This is a genomic window from Bacillus sp. AFS088145 (assembly GCF_002564465.1).
GTDB lineage: Bacteria > Bacillota > Bacilli > Bacillales > Bacillaceae_G > Gottfriedia.
Genome location: NZ_NUUX01000015.1, coordinates 105,852 through 127,756, shown reverse-complemented (window position 1 = coordinate 127,756; position 21,905 = coordinate 105,852). Strand labels below are relative to the sequence as shown.

Below are 21,905 nucleotides of genomic sequence, written 5' to 3'. Positions count from 1 at the left end.
ATTATTTAGACTCACTAATCGTTTTATTAACAACATCAATCACATAGTTTTTAGTGTTTTTATTAATCGAACCACCATCACCCTTAAAAATCGTGGATTTGGTTGTATCAGTTGGTTCAATGTGTACTGGTACTTGTGTTTGACCTTCGTTTAGTTTAAAAGATTGGTTGAAATTCATCTCATTATCGACAGTTACTTTTTCTCCGTTGATAGTGAGGTTAGCTCCTTTAATAGAATTCCCTTTGACAGTTAAGGTTGAACCATTCACATCAATTTGGCTTACTACAAGTGGCTTATCAATCCAACGTAAAATTGTATCTTGGACAGTCATTTTGTTGCCACCTTGATTTGAAACAACAATTTTCATATCAGTTCCAGTCGCACCATAACCATAGTAGCTGATATCATCATCTGATGGATCAGCTGGTGTGTGGTCTGCTAATCCTTCATGATCCCATGTGTTGTCTCGCGTATATTTATAAGTAATTTCAGTTCCTTCTTCAAGCTCAACTGTATATTCCCAATCTGGTGTAACTGCACCATTTCGGCTCATTGACCATGCACCTGTATTCCAACCATTTAAGCTGTTAGGTATATTCATTTGTGCTGACAATGGAGTGTCATTTGGTGCATGCACTTTAAATGTGACTTGTACCATGACAATATCTGGTGTGACATTTACAGTATTTGAATCCACATAGTTCCCTGCTTGATCAAAGACACGGATTTGGTAGTTATATGCTGTACCGTTTGAGACCTGATAATCACGGAAGGTAGTAGTGTCCCCATTCACTGAAGTAAGTATATGACCGTCACGATAAATGACAGATTTATATGGCTGATCTGGCTGCGTTAGTTTCCAGTTCAAGTTAACCTGACCAGACTCTTTAATTGGTGTCTCCAAAGTGACCTTACTAGCAGGCGGAGTAGTATCTATAGTGCTACGTGTATAATTCACTTCTTTTGTTTCAGAGTATACCCATGTATTTCCTAAATCAGGTGTAAAGGCCATTCGGTATTCATATATGCCGGCCTCTAATGGTGTGAAGCTACTTTGGAACTCATTAGCTTGATTTTCCTGAGATTGACCATTATATAGAGCTTTGTATGATTCCCAAGCAGTTTGGCCTTTCATTCTTACTTGAAGCTCAGGAGTAATTCCTTCAGCAGGTCCTGTTTCTGTTGCACCCGGCAAGTAAAAAGTTGCTTTAACAGTAGAATCAAGCGCTAAATTCAACTCCTGATTGGCTATGGCTGTCATGTTGTACACGCTAGCCTTGCTAACATCGTAATGAGGCACGAGACCAACAGAGACTGCAGGTTCAGATTCGTTCCCATTTGAATCTACAGCAGTTACAGAAAAATAGTAGTTGCGACCATTATTTAAATCTGAAATGGTTACATTAGTGTCTTTCGTTTCTTTTACTTTTGTCCATAATCCGCCAGCAACGGTTGATTCATAGACATTGAATTTTGTGCCAGTTCCTGTCCAGCTTAACGTAATTTGTTTAGAACCTACAGTACCGATTACATTTTTAACTGACTGTGGATTTTTCACGTCATTGCTAGAAAGTAACATTCTTCCTGATTCAGCAGGTATGGTCAATGTTAACTTGCCATCCTTCACTGTAGCAGCGTATTTTTTATCTAATTGGTCTTCTAGACGAATTCCGTTTGCAATCAGCTTTTTTGTATCAACTTCAACAGTTTGTGCAGTTTTCCCTCTGTTGATAATGATAAGAGCTGATTTTGTGCCTTTCGTACGAACGTAAGCTAATACATCGTCTTTAGCATAAATATGGTGAAGATCACCATGACTAAATAGATCGGAATTTTTACTACGAATTTGACCAATATTTTGATAATGTTTAATCAAATCTTGGTTTTCATTTCCCCATGGATACGTACGGCGATCATCTGGATCTTTTGAACCTGTTTGACCCGCTTCATCTCCATAATAAATGGTAGGTGCACCAGGATAACCCATTTGAAGGATAGAGGCTAGCTTTAATCGTTTCACACCTTCATTGTAATTATAGTTCGGATCTTGTTCAGCTCTGTTATAAGTATCTGTTCCGTTACCTAGCAGGAAAATAGCTCGTGCAGTATCATGAGATCCCATTAGATTCATGAGAGCATAAAAAGCTTCCTTTGGATAATCCTCTTGAACAGCAAGGAGTGAGTTTTGAGCATTTTCTGCATTACCATTCTTTAAATAATCTAGTACGGCACCTCGGAAACGATAATTCATTACAGAGTCATATTGATCTCCTAAAAAGTATTTAGAAGCGTCATCCCAAATTTCTCCCAAAATAAGTGGTTTTTCATCTTTTTGGAGAGTTTGTCCTGCGCCTGTCATCGTCTTGGATTTAATTTCTTTTCGAAATTCTTGCCAAAATGAACTGTCTACTTCATTCGCTACATCTAAACGCCAACCGGAAGAACCGCGATCAATCCATGATTTGCTTACGGAATCCTTATCATACATTATATAGTTAGCAAATGCGGTGTTATTAAGTTCACTAGGGTGATCAACCTTTGAACCTTCTTTTGATTCAAATACTGGGAGACTGTCATAGCCCCACCAACCTTCATACTTATAATGTTCTCCAGTTGAAACACCGTTTACTTTTTCATTTGGCACTTTAACATTTTCAACATGGAACCAGTTTTCAAAACCGTACGGGCTAAAAGATTGGCCTTCGGAGATAAATTGCTTTTTCGCTTTCTCTTTGGCAGTAGCCTCGGACAGTTTTTCATTATTCATCAATTCATAAATACGAGACCAGTACTCATATGCACCAACTGTTTTATATTTGTTATAGCGATCAAAATAGATTGAATCGTCTGAGACGTGGTTAAAAACACCGTCCAAAATTAAATGCATATTACGTTTTGCTAATTCTTTTGTGAAATCCTTAAATTCTTTTTCTGAGCCAAACATCGGGTCAACTAATTTGTAATCTGTTGCATCATATTTATGGTTAGATGGTGCAAGAGCAATCGGATTTAAATAGAGTGTATTGACTCCTAGTGATTGAAGGTAATCAAGCTTAGACTTGATTCCAACAATGTCTCCTCCATAAAAATCATTACTAAACTCTCCGTCTCCAGTATATGATCCAGTTCCTTGTTCATAAGGATTATCAGGTAAGCTTGACCAAGAAGCGGGGTGTTCGATTGGCTGATTACCACGAGCTCCGACTTTATCCTTTACATTGTCATTACTCTTGTTCCCGTTAAAAAAGCGATCGGGGAAGATTTGATAGACTACTGCTTCTTTCATCCAATCTGGCGTTTGATAACTAGGGTCATATACTGTCAGTTGGAAAAGGCCAGCATTTTTATTTACTGCTTTTCCAGTATGACCTTCTTGTGTGTCTTCTCCATATTCAGCTGTTGTATCTTGATCTCTGACAATGAACTTATACCCATGAATACCTTTGTCTGTTGGCGTAAACGTAGCTTCCCAGTATTCAAGGTCACCTTTGCCACTTGTATTTGACCAGCCTACATTCTTCATAGCCAAGACCTTTGTTGTGCCAGAATTATAATTTTTTACATAAAGGCTCGCGCTTGTTAAATCTCCTTTCTTAGCTGATATTCGGAAGGTGACAGGTGTCTTTTCTGGAACGGCCCCAAATGGCTTTTTGTATACTTGATCCCATGAATCATGATAGAGTGCATTCTGATCAATCAAGCCATCAGAGCCTGTTGGTTTATAATCTGTATAAACTTCTTTTGTTTGGTTATTAAAGAAAAATGTAATAGTAGATTCAGAGAGTACAGTTAACTTCAGATTGGAAGTAGGGTAGGACTCGCTCCAATCTTTTCCTAGTACAATCTTGTATTCGTAAGTACCACTTGGCACTTTTGTAGTAAATGAATAGATATTTTTGAAATTATCATCTGTTAAAAAGGCTGTTGATTCTGCTGGGGTCCAAGCTGGCCCTGCATTAATAGCAGGCTGGATCGTTCCAACAAGACGTGGTTGTCTTTCCTCTGCTATAGAGGTGTAATGAGTGCTATCAGTAATTGAATGAGTGTTATCATTATAGTAGAAAGTGACATCCTTTTGTTCGGATAGTATTAGTTTAATGTTGTTGCCGCCAGGATTTCCGCCTTCACCGTAATTTTCTGACCAGTTTCCACCAATGGCGATTTTGTACTCATATTCACCAGCCGGTAAAGTGCCAGTAAATGTATAGAGCCCATTACCTTTATACACCATTTCAGTTTGGTGCGAGGATGGGTCCCAATCACCTGAATTTCCTAACAATTTTTGAAGGCTTCCTACAAGTACAACTTGTCTAGCTGTCGTTTCTGCTGCTTTTACAGTTCCATTTGTAAAAAATGTCGGAAACATCTGGAGAACTAATCCTAATACAGTAACAAGCGATAATAGTGATCTCTGTTTTCTCCTCATGAAAAAACCCCTTTCTCTTTCTAAATTAGGAAAACGTTTTTACAAAAGATGCAATAAAAATATGTATGTAGGTAATGCCAACTTATTGCAAACGTTTGCACAAATTGTTTTCAAAATAATTATAACTTTTTATTAACACAAATCAATGGAAAATAGCAAAATAATACAAAATTTTCTGAAATATGGTCACTTAATGTCAGTTATAGAAAGGACTCATATAAATAATGTTAATGGTCCTTTTTTCGTTATGGATTAGGTAATTAATCAGTTTCAGACGTTTAAGCATGTGTGTCTTTGTTTTGAATGAATAAGTAAGGTGCAATTCCTAGTATTATAACAGCAGTTTCCATCGTATTATTTAATGAAACAACTTTAAATATTTCTAGTTCACTAAATGAATTAATAGCAATTGTTATTGAGGATATTGCCCAATAATAAAAGGAGGCTTTCATATGATCAGGACAAATGCTAATCGGCTTCAAAAATTAATAGAGTTGTTTAGTGAATATGGTAAAACGGAAAACAACGGAGTAACAAGACTAGCACTATCTGCTGAAGATATTGCTGCAAGGAAGAAATTTCAAGCGTTATGTGAAGAAGTAGGAATGACAGTAAAGCATGATGATATGGGGAATATGTATGCCACATTACCGGGGAAACAAAACTTGCCTCCAATTGTAATTGGTTCCCATTTGGACTCAGTAATTAAGGGAGGACGTTTCGACGGCGTACTAGGTGTACTCACAGCTTTAGAAACTGTTTATACAATAATAGATGAAAAAATCGAATTGGATTATCCAATTATAGTTGTCAACTTTACAAATGAAGAAGGGGCAAGATTTGAGCCATCTCTTATGTCTTCTGGAGTGCTATCAGGTAAATTTGATAAGGAGGAGATGAGTGATTCAACAGATAAAAATGGGATATCATTTGCTCAAGCATTGAATATAAGTGGTTTCGAAGGTTCTGAAACAAATCGATTGAGAGAAGCTACTGCTTATATCGAACTACATATTGAACAAGGACCTGTACTGGAACGGAAAAACTTAGAAATCGGGGTAGTAGAAGGTGTACTAGGAATGGTATGCTATGAAATTTCTGTATTTGGAGAATCCAACCATGCAGGTACGACGCCAATCAGCATGCGCAAAGATCCGATGTTTACTGCTGCTAATGTGGTAGTAGATTTACAAAAGAAATTACAAAGACTAGATTCAGATCTCGTTTATACAATCGGTCGTATAAATGCATATCCAAATATTCATACAGTCATTCCTTCAGAAGTAATCTTTACTTTAGAGGCGAGACATAAGGATCCGAGTGTTATTGCAGAAGTTACAAGAATGGTAGAAGAATTGCCAAGAAATATAAGTGGCTGTCCAATCAAATCCAAACGTCTATGGGATCGAGACACAGTAGACTTTAATGAAGAGGTCGTAAATGCTGTGGAATATGCTTGCAAAGAGCTTGGGTATAAAGAAAATCGAATGTATAGCGGTGCCGGGCATGATGCTCAATTCATTGCTTCTTATATCCCAACGGCTATGATTTTTGTACCAAGTGTAAATGGATATAGTCATCGTGAAGATGAGTTAACTTCATATGAGGATTGTGCAAAAGGAGCGAATGTTTTGCTTAATGCTGTATTAAAACTATGTCTTGAAAAAGTGAATAAATAAGGTTTTTTTTAAAAACTAGTAGTGATAAGTGATATGTTTTTCAATAATCGTAAACAAAATAGATCGGTTCTCATGGCTCTCTAAAAAATTAGAGAGTCTTATTTTTATCCTAAAGTTGTTTTTTTAAAACAACTTTACGAATTATTTACAATCGTTTAAAACTAGGTTAATTATTCTTTTTTATAGTTAGAGATGTAGAAAATAATAATTTTCCTTAGGAGGACAAACAATAATGAAACGTGGATTAAAATTAACATTTGCAGCAATGGCTATTACAGGTATGTTAGCAGGATGTTCTAATAAAGATGAAAAAACAACTGGTAAGACTAGTACAGATGATAAAAAAGTAGAATTAACAGGAACAATTGGTGCTGCAGGATCAACAGCATTACAACCACTAGCTGATGAAGCAGCAACTGAATTTATGGCGAAATTCCCACAAGTTTCAATTACAGTTCAAGGTGGCGGTAGTGGTACTGGTGTAAACCAAGTATCTACTGGAGCAATTCAAATTGGTAACTCAGACGTACCTGCTGCTGAAAAATTAGAAGATAAAACTTTAGCAAGTTCATTAGTAGAAGCTAAAGTTGCTGGTGTTGGTTATTCAATGGTAACAAATAAAGACGTTGATGTAGATTCACTTACACTTCAACAAATTGAAGATATTTTCGCTGGTAAAGTAGCGAACTGGAAAGAAGTTGGCGGTAAAGATGAGAAAATTAATGTAATTAATCGTCCAGCATCATCTGGTACACGTGCAGCGTTTGAAAAGAAAATCATGAAAGATGTTAAGATTAATGATGGCGTAGGAACAGTTCAAGACTCAAACGGTGCTGTTGAACAAGCTGTAAACTCTACTCCAGGAGCAATCTCTTATCTTGCTAACTCATATTTAATCGGCGATAAAAAAGATGCATTAAAAACTGTGAAAATTGATGGAAAAGAATCTTCAACTGATAACATTACTTCTGGTGCATACCCATTCTATTCATATGAGTATATGATTACAAAAGGTGATGCAAAATCTCCAGTAAAAGAATATATTGAATTCATTAGTGGTGACGAGTTTGCTGACAAGTTAGTTGAAATGGGTTATATCCCAGCTTCACAAATGTCAGGTTTAAAATAATAATTCCATTTAAGCTGACTCAAAAGGTCTATGACTTTTTGAGTCAGCTTTTTTTATTTCCTTTAGAATCAACTATGTGTTTTCAGTATTCCCCATTCGCCATAGATCAGCACCAGAAACTATTTAAAAGTTAAGCTGCTTTTAAGTAGTTTTCTTTTTTATATTTAGCAAGTTTTAATAAGTAATTAGTATTTATCTTACATTCAATGCCCTTAAATCAATTAAACATACTACCTCTTAAAAAGATTTACAATTTCTTTACGATTGATTAAAACTTGCTTAACCTAAAAACTTTAAAGTAGAGATTGTAAGAGATAACAAACAAAAATTAAATACAAAATTAAAAATAAAAACAAACATTTTAGGGGGATTAAAATGAAACGTGGATTAAAATTAACATTTGCAGCAATGGCTATTACAGGTATGTTAGCAGGATGTTCTAATAAAGATGAAAAAACAACTGGTAAGACTAGTACAGATGATAAAAAAGTAGAATTAACAGGAACAATTGGTGCTGCAGGATCAACGGCATTACAACCACTAGCTGACGAAGCGGCAACTGAATTCATGGCGAAGTTCCCACAAGTATCAATTACAGTTCAAGGTGGCGGTAGTGGTACTGGTGTAAACCAAGTATCTACTGGAGCAATTCAAATTGGTAACTCAGATGTACCAGCTGCTGAAAAATTAGAAGATAAATCTTTAGCAAGTTCATTAGTAGAAGCTAAAGTTGCTGGTGTTGGTTACTCAATGGTAACAAATAAAGATGTTGGTGTAGATTCACTTACACTTCAACAAATTGAAGATATTTTCGCTGGTAAAGTGACGAACTGGAAAGAAGTTGGCGGTAAAGATGAGAAAATTAATGTAATTAATCGTCCAGCATCATCTGGTACACGTGCAGCATTTGAAAAGAAAATTATGAAAGACGTTAAGATTAATGATGGCGTAGGAACAGTTCAAGACTCAAACGGTGCAGTTGAACAAGCTGTAAACTCTACTCCTGGTGCAATTTCTTATCTTGCTAACTCATATTTAATCGGCGATAAAAAAGATGCATTAAAAACTGTGAAAATTGATGGAAAAGAATCTACTACTGACAATATCGTTGCAGGTGATTACCCATTCTATTCATACGAGTACATGATTACAAAAGGCGATGCGAAATCTCCTGTAAAAGAATATATTGAATTCATTAGTGGCGACGAGTTTGCTAACAAGCTAGTTGAGATGGGTTATATCCCGGCTTCAAAAATGACAGGTTTAGAATAATATAATATAAAAAATGGGAGTTGGTTTTATACCAACTCTCAAACTAATTTATTAATGGATGATAGGGGTTTATCATGAATTTCAAAAAAAGAAACTTTTTTCTAATTGAATACCTTGGAAGAACTCTTGTAACGATATGTGGTTTCTTAATGATTGGTATTACAATAGCAATAATAGGATTTATTGTTAGTAAAGGAATCCAATCATTTACAGTAAATGATATATCGTTAAGTGAAATTTTGTTTTCAAAACATTGGAGTCCAAATAATGCATCAAACCCAACATATGGTGCTTTAATCTTTATTGTTGGATCAATTCTAGTATCTGTTGGTGCTGTTATTATAGCTGCTCCAATTGCGATTGCATTAGCAATTTTCATGAATTTTATTTCACCGAAGTTTGGTGAAAAAGTATTAATTCCAGTATTGGAAATTCTAGTCGGTATTCCTTCAGTAGTTTATGGATTTCTTGGCGTAACAATATTAGTTCCTCTTATTAGAAATACAGTAGGTGGCGTAGGTTTTAGCTTAATTGCAGGGATTATTGTGCTTAGTATCATGATTTTACCTACAATTGCAAGTATAGCATCTGATGCTGTTCGAGCTGTTCCTAGAACCTATTTAGAAGCATCATATGGACTAGGTTCAACTAGATGGCAAGCAATTAAGTTGGCAATTGTACCAGCTGCAAAAACAAACATTTTAACTGCGATCGTTTTAGGTCTTGCTCGTGCATTTGGTGAAGCATTAGCTGTACAAATGGTAATCGGAAATACAGTTAAGTTCCCTAATGGTATTTTTGACCCAACAGCAACATTAACAGGAATTTTAACAATGGATATGGCAAATACATTAAACGGTACAGCGTGGAATAACACTTTATGGACTTTAGCAATGATCTTACTTCTAATATCCTTCCTCTTTATACTAGTCATTCGATTAATTGGACGAAAAGGAGGATATGAATCATGATTGCAAGAAAAATGGATAAGATTTGGACCGGAATACTTTGTTTAATAGCTGGTTTAGTTGTAATATTATTATTATTTTTATTGAGTGAAATTATTTTTAAAGGTTGGGGATTCTGGGACTTTGATTTCCTGTTTGGAAAACCTAGTAATATTCAAGCAGGTGGTGGGATCGGACCACAACTTTTTAATTCATTTTATATCTTAGTGTTAACATTAATTATTTCAGTTCCGATTGGAGTAGGAGCTGGGATTTATATGGCAGAATATGCAAAACCAGGACGTTTTTTAAATTTCTTAAGACTATGTATTGAAACGTTAGCTTCATTACCTTCAATCGTAGTAGGTTTATTCGGTTTATTAGTATTTGTAACGATGACTGGATGGGGTTACACTTTAATTGGTGGTGCACTTGCGATTTCAATTTTAAATCTTCCAGGTTTAACAAGGGTAAGTGAAACAGCGTTATTAAATGTTCCTAAAACTAGTAAAGAAGGTAGTCTTGGATTAGGAGCTACAAAGTGGCAAACAATTACTAAAATTAGTATCCCAACAGCAATTCCGCAATTAATTACGGGAATTATTTTAGCAGCTGGAAGAATTTTTGGTGAAGCAGCGGCATTAATCTATACTGCTGGACTTACAACGCCTATTCTAAATAATGCTGCTCCATTAAATACACCGATGAATCCGTTTAATATTTTTAGACCAGCAGAAACATTAACAGTTCATATCTGGAAATTAAATTCAGAAGGTATAGTTCCAGATGCGCAAAGTATCGCTACAAAATCTGCAGCAGTTTTAATTGTAATGATCCTATTATTTAATTTATTTGCTAGATTGTTTGCTAAGTTTTTAAATAGACGCTTCACAGGGGCAAAAAGATAATAAAATATTTATTTTTTTAAAATCTCTATGGAAGATTCTGTAGAGATTTTTTGTATTAGTTGGCCCTGTCCTTTATACATGTTTTAAGTGCTAATTTGAGTAAAAATATTATTGATACAGGAGGGAAAATCCTTTTTTTCGATAATGTTTTGTAACGATTAAAAGTTAATCGTTTTTTATTTTATCAATCTCACTAAGTAATGTTTCTAAATGTTTTAAAATTGTCTTAGCTATTTGATGTTCTTTATTTTGTTCTAACTGTTCTTTAGCAGCTTTAGATAATTCAGTATAATCGTGATGAGAATTTTGGTTATGGTTATCATTGGTTTCTGAGAAGTTGAAAGCATTGCTGAGCTTAAGACTTATTTCATTGTGTATGCTTTCCAAACTTTCAATCATTTCATTCATTCTTGGCACTCTCCATTTTGTTTTAATAATTTTTTGATAGTTGGTATTTACATATGACCACTAAAAATATCAATATTTGAAACAAATATCGTTTGATTTATCTGGATTTTCAGGGCTAACGAAATTGACAAATGAATGCTTCAATAAAAGGGTTTTACGGATCTATTTAGTTACTGAACCAATAAGCTTATGATTTGTTTTTCTGAAATTATTATCCTAAAAAAACGGTTGACAAGTTTGCTTCACGTCCGTATAGTATTAGTTATTATAAAAAATATTCAGAAATATTTATCAAAACGCAAAGATCAGGAGTAGTAAAAGTTAATTATTAGGTTAAGAGAGCTGCGGGTTGGTGCAACGCAGTCCAATGATACTTTGAACTTGCCTGGGAGTGGTAAAGCGAAAGATTAGATTTAATCTTTTCTCTTGTTTTAACGATTGACCTTCGTTACAAGGTTTTTAAAGTAGGGTTCGAAAAGAGCCAATAAGAGTGGTACCGCGGTAAGCTAAGGCATGTCGTCTCTTTCTTCATTTGATTATGAAGAATGAGATGATATGCCTTTTTTGATTTTTTGGGAGGTTAGGATATGAAAACGGAAAAACGGAATTTACAAAGGACAATGACGTCAAGACATATTACGATGATGGCATTAGGAGGTGCCATTGGGGCAGGTCTATTTAAGGGAAGTAGTTCAGCAATTGATATGGCAGGCCCATCCATCATTATTGCTTACTTGCTAGGAGGCATCATCTTATTATTCATTTTGCAAGGTTTAGCTGAAATGGCGGTTCGCAATAGCGATGCAAGAACTTTCAGGGATCTTGTCCAATCTCTTTTAGGAAAGTATCCTGCTTATTTCCTTGATTGGATCTATTGGAAAATGTGGGTATTGAACATCACGGCCGAATCAATCGTTGCTGCCATTTTCATTCAATATTGGTTGCCTAACTATCCAATCTGGTTACTGGCATTAGTTGTTTCGGTGTTAGTTACAACAATCAACTTGCTATCAGTAAAGGTTTTTGCTGAAACGGAATACTGGCTTGCTTTAATTAAAATTACTGTCATCATTGTGTTCATCTTAGCTGGATTAGTGTTGTTACTAGTGAACTTTGGAGATCATAAAGCAGTTGGTTTCTCTAACTTGACAGACCATGGCGGTTTCTTTCCGAATGGATCAACAGGATTAATCTCAGCTATGCTGGTGGTAATTTATTCATATGGTGGAACGGAAATTATCGGGGTTACATTAGCAGAAACAAAAAATCCCGAAAAAGTGGTTCCAAAAGCCGTTCGAAGTACATTAGTCAGAATCATTTCTTTCTATATCATTCCATTTTTCATCATCGTTAGTTTAATTCCTTGGAATAAAGTAAACGGGGTGCCTGAAAGTCCATTTGTGATGGTCTTTAAAATGATAGGGATTCCTGGTGCTGACCATATTATGAACGCCGTTGTTCTAATAGCGATTATTTCATCGATGAACTCTGGATTGTATGGTTCATCCCGTGTTCTGTATACGCAAGCTGCGGACGGTCGCATTCCGAAAATATTTTCAAGATTATCTAAGAGGAAAGTTCCTGTATACGCAATATTAATGTGTACTTCCACTTTACTTGGCGGTGTACTAATTTCCTTATTTGCAGGAAGCAAGACTTTTGATTTCCTAATGGGATCGCTTGGATATACCGTATTATTCATCTGGTTGATTATTGCTTTTGCCCATTTGAAATCACGTAAACAGTCATCTGGAAAAACAAGTGACTATTTGGTTAAATGGTTCCCATATACGACTTGGGCTGTGATCATCGCATTAATGATGATTCTAATCGGAATTATTTTCACGACACCGGTTATCGTAACGATTATTACTCTTTGCATCTATATCTTTATTACGATAACGTATATATGGAAAAGTCGCCTTAACAAAAACTTGTAGAAACTAGTTGGTAAATTTGTCATCAATTAATATGTGCTTTACTCTTATGAGTAAAGCTCTTTTTTTGATTAAAAGTTCAAAAAATTAATTTAACTGAGCCCAATAAATTAATAAGATTTAACTTCCCATAAATAGTACTCGTACAAGGACAAGCATACAATCACTTAAGCCTGGTCTCAATATAATGATAGGAGTTTATGAGAGAGTGAAGTGAAAAGTGTGCCGCCAAAAATGAAAAAACCAAATGATTCAAATGAAGAGAATAAAGAGAATATTAATATTGCATCGGCTTTTAGAGCTGTTAATAATGCAAATCAAACTGTTCCTGAAAACACTTTTGTAAAAGTGAATTATCAACTTAAACAATTTGATTTAGCAAATGAGTATAATCCATTTACCTCAGTGTTTAGACCAAAAAATAATGGGGTCTATTTAATTTCTGCTACGATTTCTTTTATCCCGAATGATAATAATGTCAAATATAGAGCACGGATTGAAATACGTGTAAATGGACAACCCGCAATCGCGATCGATAACGACTTCTTTGGTCCAATAAACTTCGGAAATGCTGTAAATGTTTCGACGATCCAGAAACTTAATGCTTTGGATAAGGTTGAGGTTTTTGCACAAAGTAGCATTGCTGGTGTGATCGGAGCAAATGTTGATGGGGAAGTTAGTACTCATTTTGAAGCTGCAAGATTTCCGTCTCCAACATCATAAGTATAAAGGCATCTGACCTTGAAAAAGTCAGTGCCTTTTTATTTAAATTTAAAAAAAGTCACTTTTAAAGTAATGTATTCACTTTATTTAGTTTATCTAATTTTAGTGTGTACAAATAAACTGGTCTTCCAATCCCGTATGTCAATGACTCTTCAAGGACACCAAGACTAGTTAGAAACTTCAAATATTTTCGAATCGATACGCGTGATATAAGGGTGGTCTCAGAGATATCATCAGTTGTAAATTGACTGTTGCCTTTTGATTTTATCACCCCAATGACAACCTGTAGGGTGCTGCTAGTTAAGCCTTTAGGCAAATTACTCATTGCTTCTTCGACCAGTTTTTGATCTATACTAAAGAACTGTTCATCCAGATCTTCCTGACTAAATAAGGTTTTATTTGCAAAAAAATTATACTTATCTTTATACTTCAACAATGCTTGATTAAATCTTTCAAACTCAAACGGTTTAATTAGATAGTCTACAGCCCCATACCTTATTGCAGTATGAATTTTTTCTTTGTCCGTAGCTGCAGTAATTAGAATGACATCTACTGCCATGTTTTGTTCTCTAATAAAACTAAGCAATTCAAGTCCAGTTGAACCAGGCATATAAACATCTAGCAAAATAAGGTCTACCTGTTCGTTTTCAAGGAACGTAATGGCATCTGTCACGGTATGGGATATCCCTATTAAACTAAAACCTCTTATCTCATTAAGGTAACGTTTGTTGAATTCAGCAACCATAGGATCATCTTCTACAATCAGGACTTTAATCATAACCATACCTCTTTTCTTCATATGGGATTTGTATTTGGAACTCAGTCCCTAGTAGTAATTTTGAATCGATGATTAATTCTCCACTCAGTTTTTTGATACTATTTGCAACCAAATAAAGGCCGTAGCCACGATTTTCGCCTTTTGTGGAAAACCCTTTTTCAAATACTTTCTTGTGTAACTCTTCAGTCATTCCAGGTCCTGAATCTAGAACTTCGATTGTTAAAAATTTATCTACATAATTAAAGATTACTTCCAGTGTTTTTTCTTCAGTATCAGACAATGCTTCTATTGCATTATCGATCAAATTCCCAAGAATGGTAATTAAATCTTGAGTGAACTTAGGGTCTTTCGGCTCTGGAATGACATTTTTACATTCGAAAGAGAACTCCACATTTTCTTCCCTTGCATAACTTAATTTGCCCATAATAAATCCGGCCAGGGCAGGGTCTTTAATATGCTGAGTAATCTGTCCAAATTCTTGATTTTGATAGTTCACTAAAGTACGGATAAATCCTGATAATTCATCGTAGGATTTCATTTGGACCATACCAAGAATAACGTGAAGTCGGTTCATAAACTCATGGGATTGGGCGCGAAGGGATTCCGCATAGGTTCTTACACCTGTTAATTGTTCGGCCAACTGATTTACTTCGGTTTTATCCCGAAATGTAGAAATAGCTCCAACTACTTTGCCATTTACCACAAGAGGAACTCTGTTAACGAGGATGGAAACACCGTTAATGTTTTGTTCATCATCTAGTTCGGGTTTACCTGTTTCTAAAACGTGATCCAATCTTGTTGAAGGCATATATTCATCAATTTTCATGCCAACGGGCTTTTGAGAAAGCCCTGCCTTTTGAAAGATTTGTAATGCAGATTTATTTACTAAAGTAATTGTTGATTGATTATCAACTGCGATAATACCCTCATGAACAGATTGGAGCATCGTACTCCTCTCCTCAAGAATCTTAGCAATAGCAAAGGGTTCGAGCCCTAGCAATGTCCTTTTAATATATCTTGCAAGTAAAATAGCGCCAATGACGCCTATTATTAAACCAAGAACTGTCACGATAAGGATATCCCAATGACTTTTGCCAAGTACAGACTCTACACTCTTAAGTGAAATTCCAACTGCAACCACGCCAATCTGTTTATTTCTCAAATTGTATAATGGAGTAAAAGCACGAACTGATTCACCTAAAGTACCATGCGAAATCGATACATACTCTTTACCCTTTAGTGCCGCCTTTTCATCACCGCCAACAAAATGTTTGCCGATATTTGCCGGATTTGGATGTGATTTTCGAATTCCGTTCATATCCATTACGACAATAAACATTACATTTGTAGCAGTTTGAATATCCTTTGTATAATCTTGAATTGCAGTAGTGGAGTGGTCGTTACTTAATTCATCAATTACAATTTGTGATTTAGCAACAGTCCTAGCTACAATTAAGGCCTTTTCTTCTTGGTAATTTATAATTTTTTTACTGACAGTATGACTGATTAATAAGTCAGTAATCATTAAAGATAGGAGTACCACTAAACAAACAAAGAAAATAATAATTGTACTTAATTTAATTCTAAATCGCCGATCGTGCACATTAACCTCCAACTATTACTAGATTCATCATATCGAACTACTATTGCTCTAATGGTTTTTAATAATACTTTTCCAATTTACTATAAAATACAGTCCAATTAAACTTAACCTCATGATTTTATTACTTACATTAATTACAAAACACTTTATAAAGTTATTTTAACTATTTATAATGTTCACAAAATTGTAACATGTAAATAATTCAAAAAATTGTAATCGTTTTCAAAATTGATTGGAGGTTAAGCACATTGAGAATTAATTTTAAAAGTCTTACAACTCAAGTGATTTTAGGAATTTTTCTCGGTATTTTGGTCGGATTCGTATTTCCAGAGATTGGTTCACAGCTAAAGGTTATTGCTGATATTTTTATTAAGCTAGTAAAAGTTGTTATTGCACCGATTATATTCTTAACCATTGTTATCGGGATTGCAGGAATGGGGGATATAAAAAAGGTTGGCAAAATTGGTGGGAAGGCCTTACTTTATTTTGAAATCGTTTCGACAATCTCTTTAGCAATCGGTATTATTGTTGCAAATGTATTAAAGCCAGGTAAAGGGATTGATGCAGCAGCGGGAAAAGGAGATATTTCTCAATACACTAAGGCAGCCTCGGAAACAAGCCATGGTTTCATGGATTTTATCACATCAATCATTCCTGAAAGCTTCATTGGGGCATTTGCAAATGGTCAGCTGCTTCCAGTACTTCTACTTGCAATCTTATTTGGCATTTCACTTGCTCATTTAGGTAAGAAAGGTAAGCCGGTCATCGATTTTTTTGAGAAATTGACTGAGGTATTCTTTGGAATTGTTAATATTATCATGAAGGTTTCTCCATTTGCCGCTTTCGGTGCGATGGCATATACAATTGGAGAATTCGGTATCGGTTCTCTTATCTATCTTGGAAAACTAATGGGTTCTGTTTACCTTACAATGGCCATATTCATTGTTCTAGTTCTTGGCGGAATTGCTAAAATGTTCGGATTTAATATCTTCAAATTTATTGCTTATATAAAAGAAGAAATCCTTCTTGTTGTTGGAACGTCATCATCTGAGGCAGCGTTACCGAAAATGATGGAAAAGCTTGAGAAATATGGCTGCTCAAAATCAGTAGTGGGACTTGTACTTCCAACTGGTTATTCTTTTAATCTTGATGGAACTTCCATCTATCTCTCGATGGCAGCATTATTTATTGCACAAGCTTATGGTGCTGACCTAAGCATATGGCAGCAGATTACACTACTAGGTGTATTAATGTTGACTTCAAAAGGCGCAGCGGGAGTTACTGGTTCTGGGTTTGTGACATTAGCCGCAACTTTAGCGGTATTTCCGTCAATCCCAGTAGAGGGAATGGCACTGATTCTTGGAGTTGACCGTTTCATGTCTGAAGCACGCGCAGTTACTAATCTTATTGGAAACGGTGTTGCTACTGTCGTAGTTTCCAAGTCTGAAGGTGAATTTCATCCGATTTACCAGGTTGAGGAGACAAAAATTACAGTTTAAGTTAGAAAATGCGAAAGCAAGCTTTATAACAAAGTGTACAGAAATAGTCTGTGCACTTTTTTTATTTGACCAGTATAAAAGCAGTCTAATAATTGGATAGCTGTTCAATTACCAGAGCAGTACTTGCAAACCAATCTTTATAATACTCAACTTGCCAAAAGGAATGTGGGTTATTTCCAAAAGACTAGATAGTTTTATGAAAATGATCTCCTATTTTCGAAAAGGGGATCATTTTTTTTTGGAAGAAATCTTAATATAGCGATTTAAGATTTAGTAAAAGTAGATTGAAGTTTCAAATTTCTTTATTAAATCATTCGTTCGAATAAAATTAAAGGGAAAAAATTGTAAAGTCTAATAGTCTTGTAAACTGTATCATCAAAATGTACTATTTTAATATAGGACTGGAGGACATTATGGAAGAGAAAAAATGGTCGATTATTTTAAGCGTACTTTTTTTATTGTTTGTTTATGTACTTATTCATTTTGAAATAAATGCTAGAAATATTGAAAATTCAGTTCAAAAATTACAGGGTCGGGAAGTAGAACCGAAGAAAAAACTCCATTTTGTCCTTATTTCGCAGGAGTTTGATAATCCTTATTGGAGGAAAGTACAAGAAGGGGCAGATGTTGCTGCAGAAAAATATGGAGTAAATGTTGAATATATCGGTCCTTTACGTACAAGTCCGGAAGAACAAATTAAGTTATTAGAAAAGGCAATTGCTTCTCAAGTGGATGGTATCATCGTACAAAGCCTGGATGAGAATACTTTTTCGCCCGTAATTAATAAAGCGGTTACACAACATATTCCTGTTATTACAATTGATACAGATGCGCCAAAAAGTAAGCGTATTGCTTATGTTGGCACAAATAATTTTAGCGCGGGTGAGCAGTTAGGAAGAGTTGTTGTAGAGGAAACGAATGGTGTTGGAAAAATTGGCGTTATTATAGGGAGTGAAAAATCAGAAAGTCAGCAGGCTAGATTAAATGGATTTTTAAGTATTGTTAAAAAGCATCCAAAATTAGTAGTAAAGGATATTGAGTCCTCTAATATATCGATTATTCAAGCAAAGCTTCAAACTGAAAGCATGCTTCGTAATAATAAAGACATTTCAGTTATGGTTGGTACAAGTGCTTTAGACGCAATTGGCATTTTGAATGCATCAAAAAATTTAAAGTTAAATCAAGTTGAGATATTTGGATTTGATAACATTGAAGGTACACTTCAAGCAGTTCAAGATGATGCGATTAAAGCAACTGTTATTCAGAAGCCGTATGAAATGGGCTTTCAATCTGTAGGTTTATTAATTGATTCGTTACATGGAAAAGTTATTAATAAAGAAAATTTTACACCAACCGAGGTGGTGACGAAAGAAACGTTGATCAGGAGGAGAAACGTTGAAAATTAGGACAAAATTATTTATTTTTATTCCTATTCTAGTTATTTTATTAAATCTAGTTTCATTTTTTATTTTTGAAAATGGTAAGAAAGTTCAAGAGAGTTATAATTTAATGATTAATAAAATATTTTTATATAAACAAATCTCTTCTGAAACTCAGGAGAATTTAAGCTTGGTGAGTAGTTATATTATTAATCCACAGCCAAAAAACTATCGATCGATTTTGCAGCATAAAAGCAATTTACAAAAATTAAAAAAGGAATTATTAACACATAATGCTACTAAAAATAATCAGCTTGTGTTAGAAAACTTTACCCATATGATTGATTCTTTTCTAGGGTTAGAATCATCGATTACAGATAATTTAGTCTCTCAAAATTTTTCAAGTTATACAGATCAATACCGGGATATAGAGAAAATATCAGGGTTTATTAGAGAGGATAGTCAAAACTTAGTTGATTTAGAGCTTAGTAATTACCAGCCTATTTTTCGAAAGATTATTGCAAATACTCAGTCTATGAATCAATTAGGTGTCCAGTTGTTCGTTATAACGACTATCATTAGTATTGTTTTTGCCATTTGGTTGTCTAGAAGTATCGTCATTCCAATTAATCGATTAGTTTATATGGCTAAACAAATTGGTAAAGGTAATTTTAATGTGGATCCACCCACATTGTATCGAAATAATGAAATCGGTATTCTTGGTAAAATCCTCAATGAAATGTCTAAGAACTTAAGCAATTTAATGATAAAAAATATTGAAATAGTAGAGAAAGATCGCCTTGTAAAGGAGCTGGAGTTGAAAGCTTTACAAAGTCAGATAAACCCGCATTTCCTGTTTAATACGTTAAACGTTATATCTAAGTTAGCCTATATTGAAGGGGCTGAGCAAACGAGTGATCTAACTGTATCGACCTCGAATTTGCTACGTTATAATTTACGAAAATTAGACGAGCCCGTAACTCTTTTAGAAGAAGTTAGAAATGCTGAGGAATATTTTTCGATTCAAAAGGCAAGGTTTAGAGATCGTGTACGCTTTGAATTAAATATAGATGAGTCCTGTTTAGGAAATAAAGTTCCTTGTTTAACATTGCAACCACTTCTTGAAAACGCATTTATACACGGTATCGAGGGGATGGAGCAAGGAGCAGTAATAGGGATTAATATCAAGAATCATGAAAGATATATTTACATCGAAATTTATGATAATGGTGCTGGCATGGGAGAAGAGACTAGAGAGGCTCTTTTAACGTCGTCTATGCCGATCATCTCTCAAAAAAGCTCAACTGGATTAGGTACAACTAATGTGTTTAAACGCTGGCGCCTCTTTTATGAAGAAGAAGATATTGTTGATATCAAAAGTGAAATAAATAAAGGGACAACCATTATATTAAAGCTTCCTGTCTCATCAAAATTTTAAAATTAAAGGAGGTACCCATGTATCGTTTATTAATTGTTGATGATGAACCATTAGAGCGCGAGGGACTTGAACTGATGATTAACCGTTCAATGCCTAATCAATTTCAATTTGAACAGGCTGAAAATGGACGAGTTGCGATTGAAAAATCAATAGAATACCAGCCTCATATTATCTTTATGGATATAAAAATGCCAGGTATTCAAGGGCTTGAAGCTGTTTCTGTTATAAAACAAAAACTACCTGATACCAAAATATTCATTGTCACTGCATATGACTATTTTACGTATGCACAAGAAGCCATTTCATTAGGTGTTAAAGATTATATTTTAAAGCCTGCTAAAAAGGATCATATCATCTCTTTACTTCAAAAAATGATCGATGAAATAGAAGATGAGCATAAGAAAAGATTACAAGAATTAGAGGCTATAGAAAATTTATCGATTATACGTCCTCTCACTGAAAATGAATATACATTAATGTTAATGTTTAATACTGTACAAGAACTAAATGTGTCTCAATTGTCTAGTATTCTCGGTTTTGAAATTGAGTTAGGTTATGCGAACGTCATTAAATTGCCTAAAGAAATTAGTCAAAATGACAAGGAGCAGAGGAGAATTTATGAATGTGTTAGGCATTTTATGAAATCTTCGAGGAATTGTTTAATTAGCCCTGTTGTAGATGGCCAATTAGCGATATTTATTCCAGTACAGCCAAATCGAGAAGCCGATCTTCAATCACTTGTACTTTATCAAGATGCTTTAAAAACCATTGAATACATAGAAAATCAAACTGGTTATCAAACAGTGATTGGTATTGGGTCTTTAAAGCAAGGAATTGAAGGGTTACGACAATCTTATAATGAGGCATTTCAGGCAAGTTTAGAATGTGATGAGTTAACACGTGTTAATCTGCATTCAGTAAATCTATCTTTAAGTATAACGGACGTGGAAAAACAAGTTTTAATTGATACTTTTAGAAAAGCTGATTTAGAAGACGTTATGAACCAATTTAATAATTTGTATGAAAGATTTATTAATTATGATGTTTCGCAAGTTAGAACGGAATTAAATTCACTATTTAATCAAATTTTCCAATCTCTCCGTAGTTCATCGATTGAAGTTGAGAAATTTCATATTCCAGACATTAATGAAATCAGTCAATTGAAGATGTTTGTGGAGCAACAAATCATTAATTTAATTACAAAGATCGATCGAGAAAAAGAAATCAAAACGAATCATCTGATGATATTAGCTAGGGAATATATCGCTCATCACTTCATTGAGGATCTCTCACTTGAGCAAGTGGCCAACTATTTAAAATTGAATCCAGTCTACTTTAGCAAACTATTTAAAAAGCAAACAGGTGAGACTTTCAGTGATTATTTAATGAATTTGAGAATCAATAAAGCAAAACAATTAATGGAAAAAAGAGAATTGAATTTAAAAGAAATTTGTTACCAAGTGGGCTATAATGATCCAAATTATTTTAGCCGAGTATTTAAAAAATGTACGAATGAATCTCCTAAGGAATATCGAAAAAAGGTATTAATGAATATTTAAAGAGAATAAGAGGAGAATTTGAATACTTGAATTTGAACTGATAAACGATTATTTACTGTATTTGAATATTTATTGTTAAAAGAGTCTAACGACATACTTAATGATCGTATTTACGAATTGCTTTTTAATTTGTACATACTTTTATCAAGTTGCTGTTTGACTCTTTTTTGTTTTGAATCGAAATTAACTGTACTAATATGTCCCAAAGTTAAGAAAATGC

Annotated in this window: 15 protein-coding genes and 1 other annotated feature; of the genes, 11 read left to right on the top strand and 4 right to left on the bottom strand. The window is 34.5% G+C overall.

From position 1 onward, the window contains the following. Position 1: 1 nt before the first annotated feature. Positions 2 to 4,426 carry a pullulanase X25 domain-containing protein gene (locus COI44_RS11640; protein ID WP_098428098.1) on the bottom strand — a complete coding sequence of 1,475 codons (4,425 nt, stop codon included), beginning with the start codon at positions 4,424 to 4,426 and terminating at the stop codon, positions 2 to 4. A 452-nt stretch (positions 4,427 to 4,878) separates the two neighbouring features. Here COI44_RS11640 and COI44_RS11635 point away from each other — a divergent pair, with 452 nt between their 5' ends. The 5 genes from COI44_RS11635 (at position 4,879) to pstA (ending at position 10,361) form a co-directional block, all read left to right on the top strand. Beyond that, complete coding sequence (locus COI44_RS11635; protein ID WP_098428097.1) at positions 4,879 to 6,105, top strand: Zn-dependent hydrolase; 1,227 nt, start codon at positions 4,879 to 4,881, stop codon at positions 6,103 to 6,105. A gap of 232 nt (positions 6,106 to 6,337) precedes the next feature. Further along, positions 6,338 to 7,234 (top strand): phosphate ABC transporter substrate-binding protein PstS family protein, encoded by an 897-nt coding sequence (locus COI44_RS11630; RefSeq protein WP_098428096.1) that lies wholly within the window; start codon positions 6,338 to 6,340, stop codon positions 7,232 to 7,234. 369 nt (positions 7,235 to 7,603) lie between these two features. Continuing rightward, positions 7,604 to 8,506 carry a phosphate ABC transporter substrate-binding protein PstS family protein gene (locus COI44_RS11625; RefSeq protein ID WP_142329253.1) on the top strand — a complete coding sequence of 301 codons (903 nt, stop codon included), beginning with the start codon at positions 7,604 to 7,606 and terminating at the stop codon, positions 8,504 to 8,506. A gap of 74 nt (positions 8,507 to 8,580) precedes the next feature. Beyond that, a complete protein-coding gene (gene pstC / locus COI44_RS11620) occupies positions 8,581 to 9,477 on the top strand; it encodes a phosphate ABC transporter permease subunit PstC (RefSeq protein WP_141546903.1) in 897 nt (298 codons plus the stop codon). Next, entirely contained in the window at positions 9,474 to 10,361 is an 888-nt protein-coding gene (gene pstA / locus COI44_RS11615; protein ID WP_097973410.1) for a phosphate ABC transporter permease PstA, read from the top strand. The genes pstC and pstA overlap by 4 nt, the downstream gene beginning before the upstream one ends. 165 nt (positions 10,362 to 10,526) lie before the next feature. Here pstA and COI44_RS11610 read toward each other — a convergent pair whose 3' ends face one another. Further along, positions 10,527 to 10,769, bottom strand: coding sequence for a hypothetical protein (locus tag COI44_RS11610; RefSeq protein WP_098428093.1), 243 nt, complete (start codon positions 10,767 to 10,769; stop codon positions 10,527 to 10,529). A 292-nt stretch (positions 10,770 to 11,061) separates the two neighbouring features. Further along, positions 11,062 to 11,296: a binding site (T-box leader), on the top strand. A gap of 60 nt (positions 11,297 to 11,356) precedes the next feature. Here COI44_RS11610 and COI44_RS11605 point away from each other — a divergent pair. Together COI44_RS11605 and COI44_RS11600 are read left to right on the top strand one after the other, a co-directional pair. Next, complete coding sequence (locus COI44_RS11605) at positions 11,357 to 12,709, top strand: amino acid permease (RefSeq protein WP_098428092.1); 1,353 nt, start codon at positions 11,357 to 11,359, stop codon at positions 12,707 to 12,709. Positions 12,710 to 12,940: 231 nt separating this feature from the next. Then, a complete protein-coding gene (locus COI44_RS11600) occupies positions 12,941 to 13,429 on the top strand; it encodes an ABC transporter permease (RefSeq protein ID WP_286163899.1) in 489 nt (162 codons plus the stop codon). Between the two features lie 64 nt (positions 13,430 to 13,493). On the opposite strand, the gene COI44_RS11595 is transcribed toward COI44_RS11600, so the two are convergent. Continuing rightward, positions 13,494 to 14,207, bottom strand: a complete 714-nt coding sequence (locus tag COI44_RS11595; protein ID WP_098428091.1) for a response regulator — start codon at positions 14,205 to 14,207, stop codon at positions 13,494 to 13,496. After that, positions 14,200 to 15,810, bottom strand: coding sequence for a DcuS/MalK family sensor histidine kinase (gene dcuS / locus COI44_RS11590; protein ID WP_098428090.1), 1,611 nt, complete (start codon positions 15,808 to 15,810; stop codon positions 14,200 to 14,202). Before dcuS ends, COI44_RS11595 begins: the two co-directional genes overlap by 8 nt. Before the next feature lie 248 nt (positions 15,811 to 16,058). Between dcuS and COI44_RS11585 the strand changes: the two genes are divergently transcribed. The 4 genes from COI44_RS11585 to COI44_RS11570 all read left to right on the top strand — a co-directional run bounded on the left by COI44_RS11585 (position 16,059) and on the right by COI44_RS11570 (position 21,685). Then, positions 16,059 to 17,309 (top strand): dicarboxylate/amino acid:cation symporter, encoded by a 1,251-nt coding sequence (locus tag COI44_RS11585; RefSeq protein WP_097973421.1) that lies wholly within the window; start codon positions 16,059 to 16,061, stop codon positions 17,307 to 17,309. Positions 17,310 to 17,722: 413 nt separating this feature from the next. Next, positions 17,723 to 18,715, top strand: coding sequence for a sugar-binding protein (locus COI44_RS11580; protein WP_098428089.1), 993 nt, complete (start codon positions 17,723 to 17,725; stop codon positions 18,713 to 18,715). Continuing rightward, positions 18,705 to 20,126 carry a sensor histidine kinase gene (locus tag COI44_RS11575; protein WP_098428088.1) on the top strand — a complete coding sequence of 474 codons (1,422 nt, stop codon included), beginning with the start codon at positions 18,705 to 18,707 and terminating at the stop codon, positions 20,124 to 20,126. The genes COI44_RS11580 and COI44_RS11575 overlap by 11 nt, the downstream gene beginning before the upstream one ends. 17 nt (positions 20,127 to 20,143) lie before the next feature. After that, entirely contained in the window at positions 20,144 to 21,685 is a 1,542-nt protein-coding gene (locus tag COI44_RS11570) for a response regulator (RefSeq protein WP_098428087.1), read from the top strand. The last annotated feature ends 220 nt before the right edge of the window (positions 21,686 to 21,905 follow it).

Bases quoted from the DNA above. Each gene is read 5' to 3' on its own strand.
- COI44_RS11640 (WP_098428098.1), bottom strand. From the start codon at position 4,426: ATGAGGAGAAAACAGAGATCACTATTATCGCTTGTTACTGTATTAGGA.
- COI44_RS11600 (WP_286163899.1), top strand. From the start codon at position 12,941: ATGAAAAAACCAAATGATTCAAATGAAGAGAATAAAGAGAATATTAAT.
- COI44_RS11595 (WP_098428091.1), bottom strand. From the start codon at position 14,207: ATGATTAAAGTCCTGATTGTAGAAGATGATCCTATGGTTGCTGAATTC.
- COI44_RS11605 (WP_098428092.1), top strand. From the start codon at position 11,357: ATGAAAACGGAAAAACGGAATTTACAAAGGACAATGACGTCAAGACAT.
- COI44_RS11635 (WP_098428097.1), top strand. From the start codon at position 4,879: ATGATCAGGACAAATGCTAATCGGCTTCAAAAATTAATAGAGTTGTTT.
- pstA (WP_097973410.1), top strand. From the start codon at position 9,474: ATGATTGCAAGAAAAATGGATAAGATTTGGACCGGAATACTTTGTTTA.
- COI44_RS11570 (WP_098428087.1), top strand. From the start codon at position 20,144: ATGTATCGTTTATTAATTGTTGATGATGAACCATTAGAGCGCGAGGGA.
- pstC (WP_141546903.1), top strand. From the start codon at position 8,581: ATGAATTTCAAAAAAAGAAACTTTTTTCTAATTGAATACCTTGGAAGA.
- COI44_RS11580 (WP_098428089.1), top strand. From the start codon at position 17,723: ATGGAAGAGAAAAAATGGTCGATTATTTTAAGCGTACTTTTTTTATTG.
- COI44_RS11610 (WP_098428093.1), bottom strand. From the start codon at position 10,769: ATGAATGAAATGATTGAAAGTTTGGAAAGCATACACAATGAAATAAGT.
- COI44_RS11630 (WP_098428096.1), top strand. From the start codon at position 6,338: ATGAAACGTGGATTAAAATTAACATTTGCAGCAATGGCTATTACAGGT.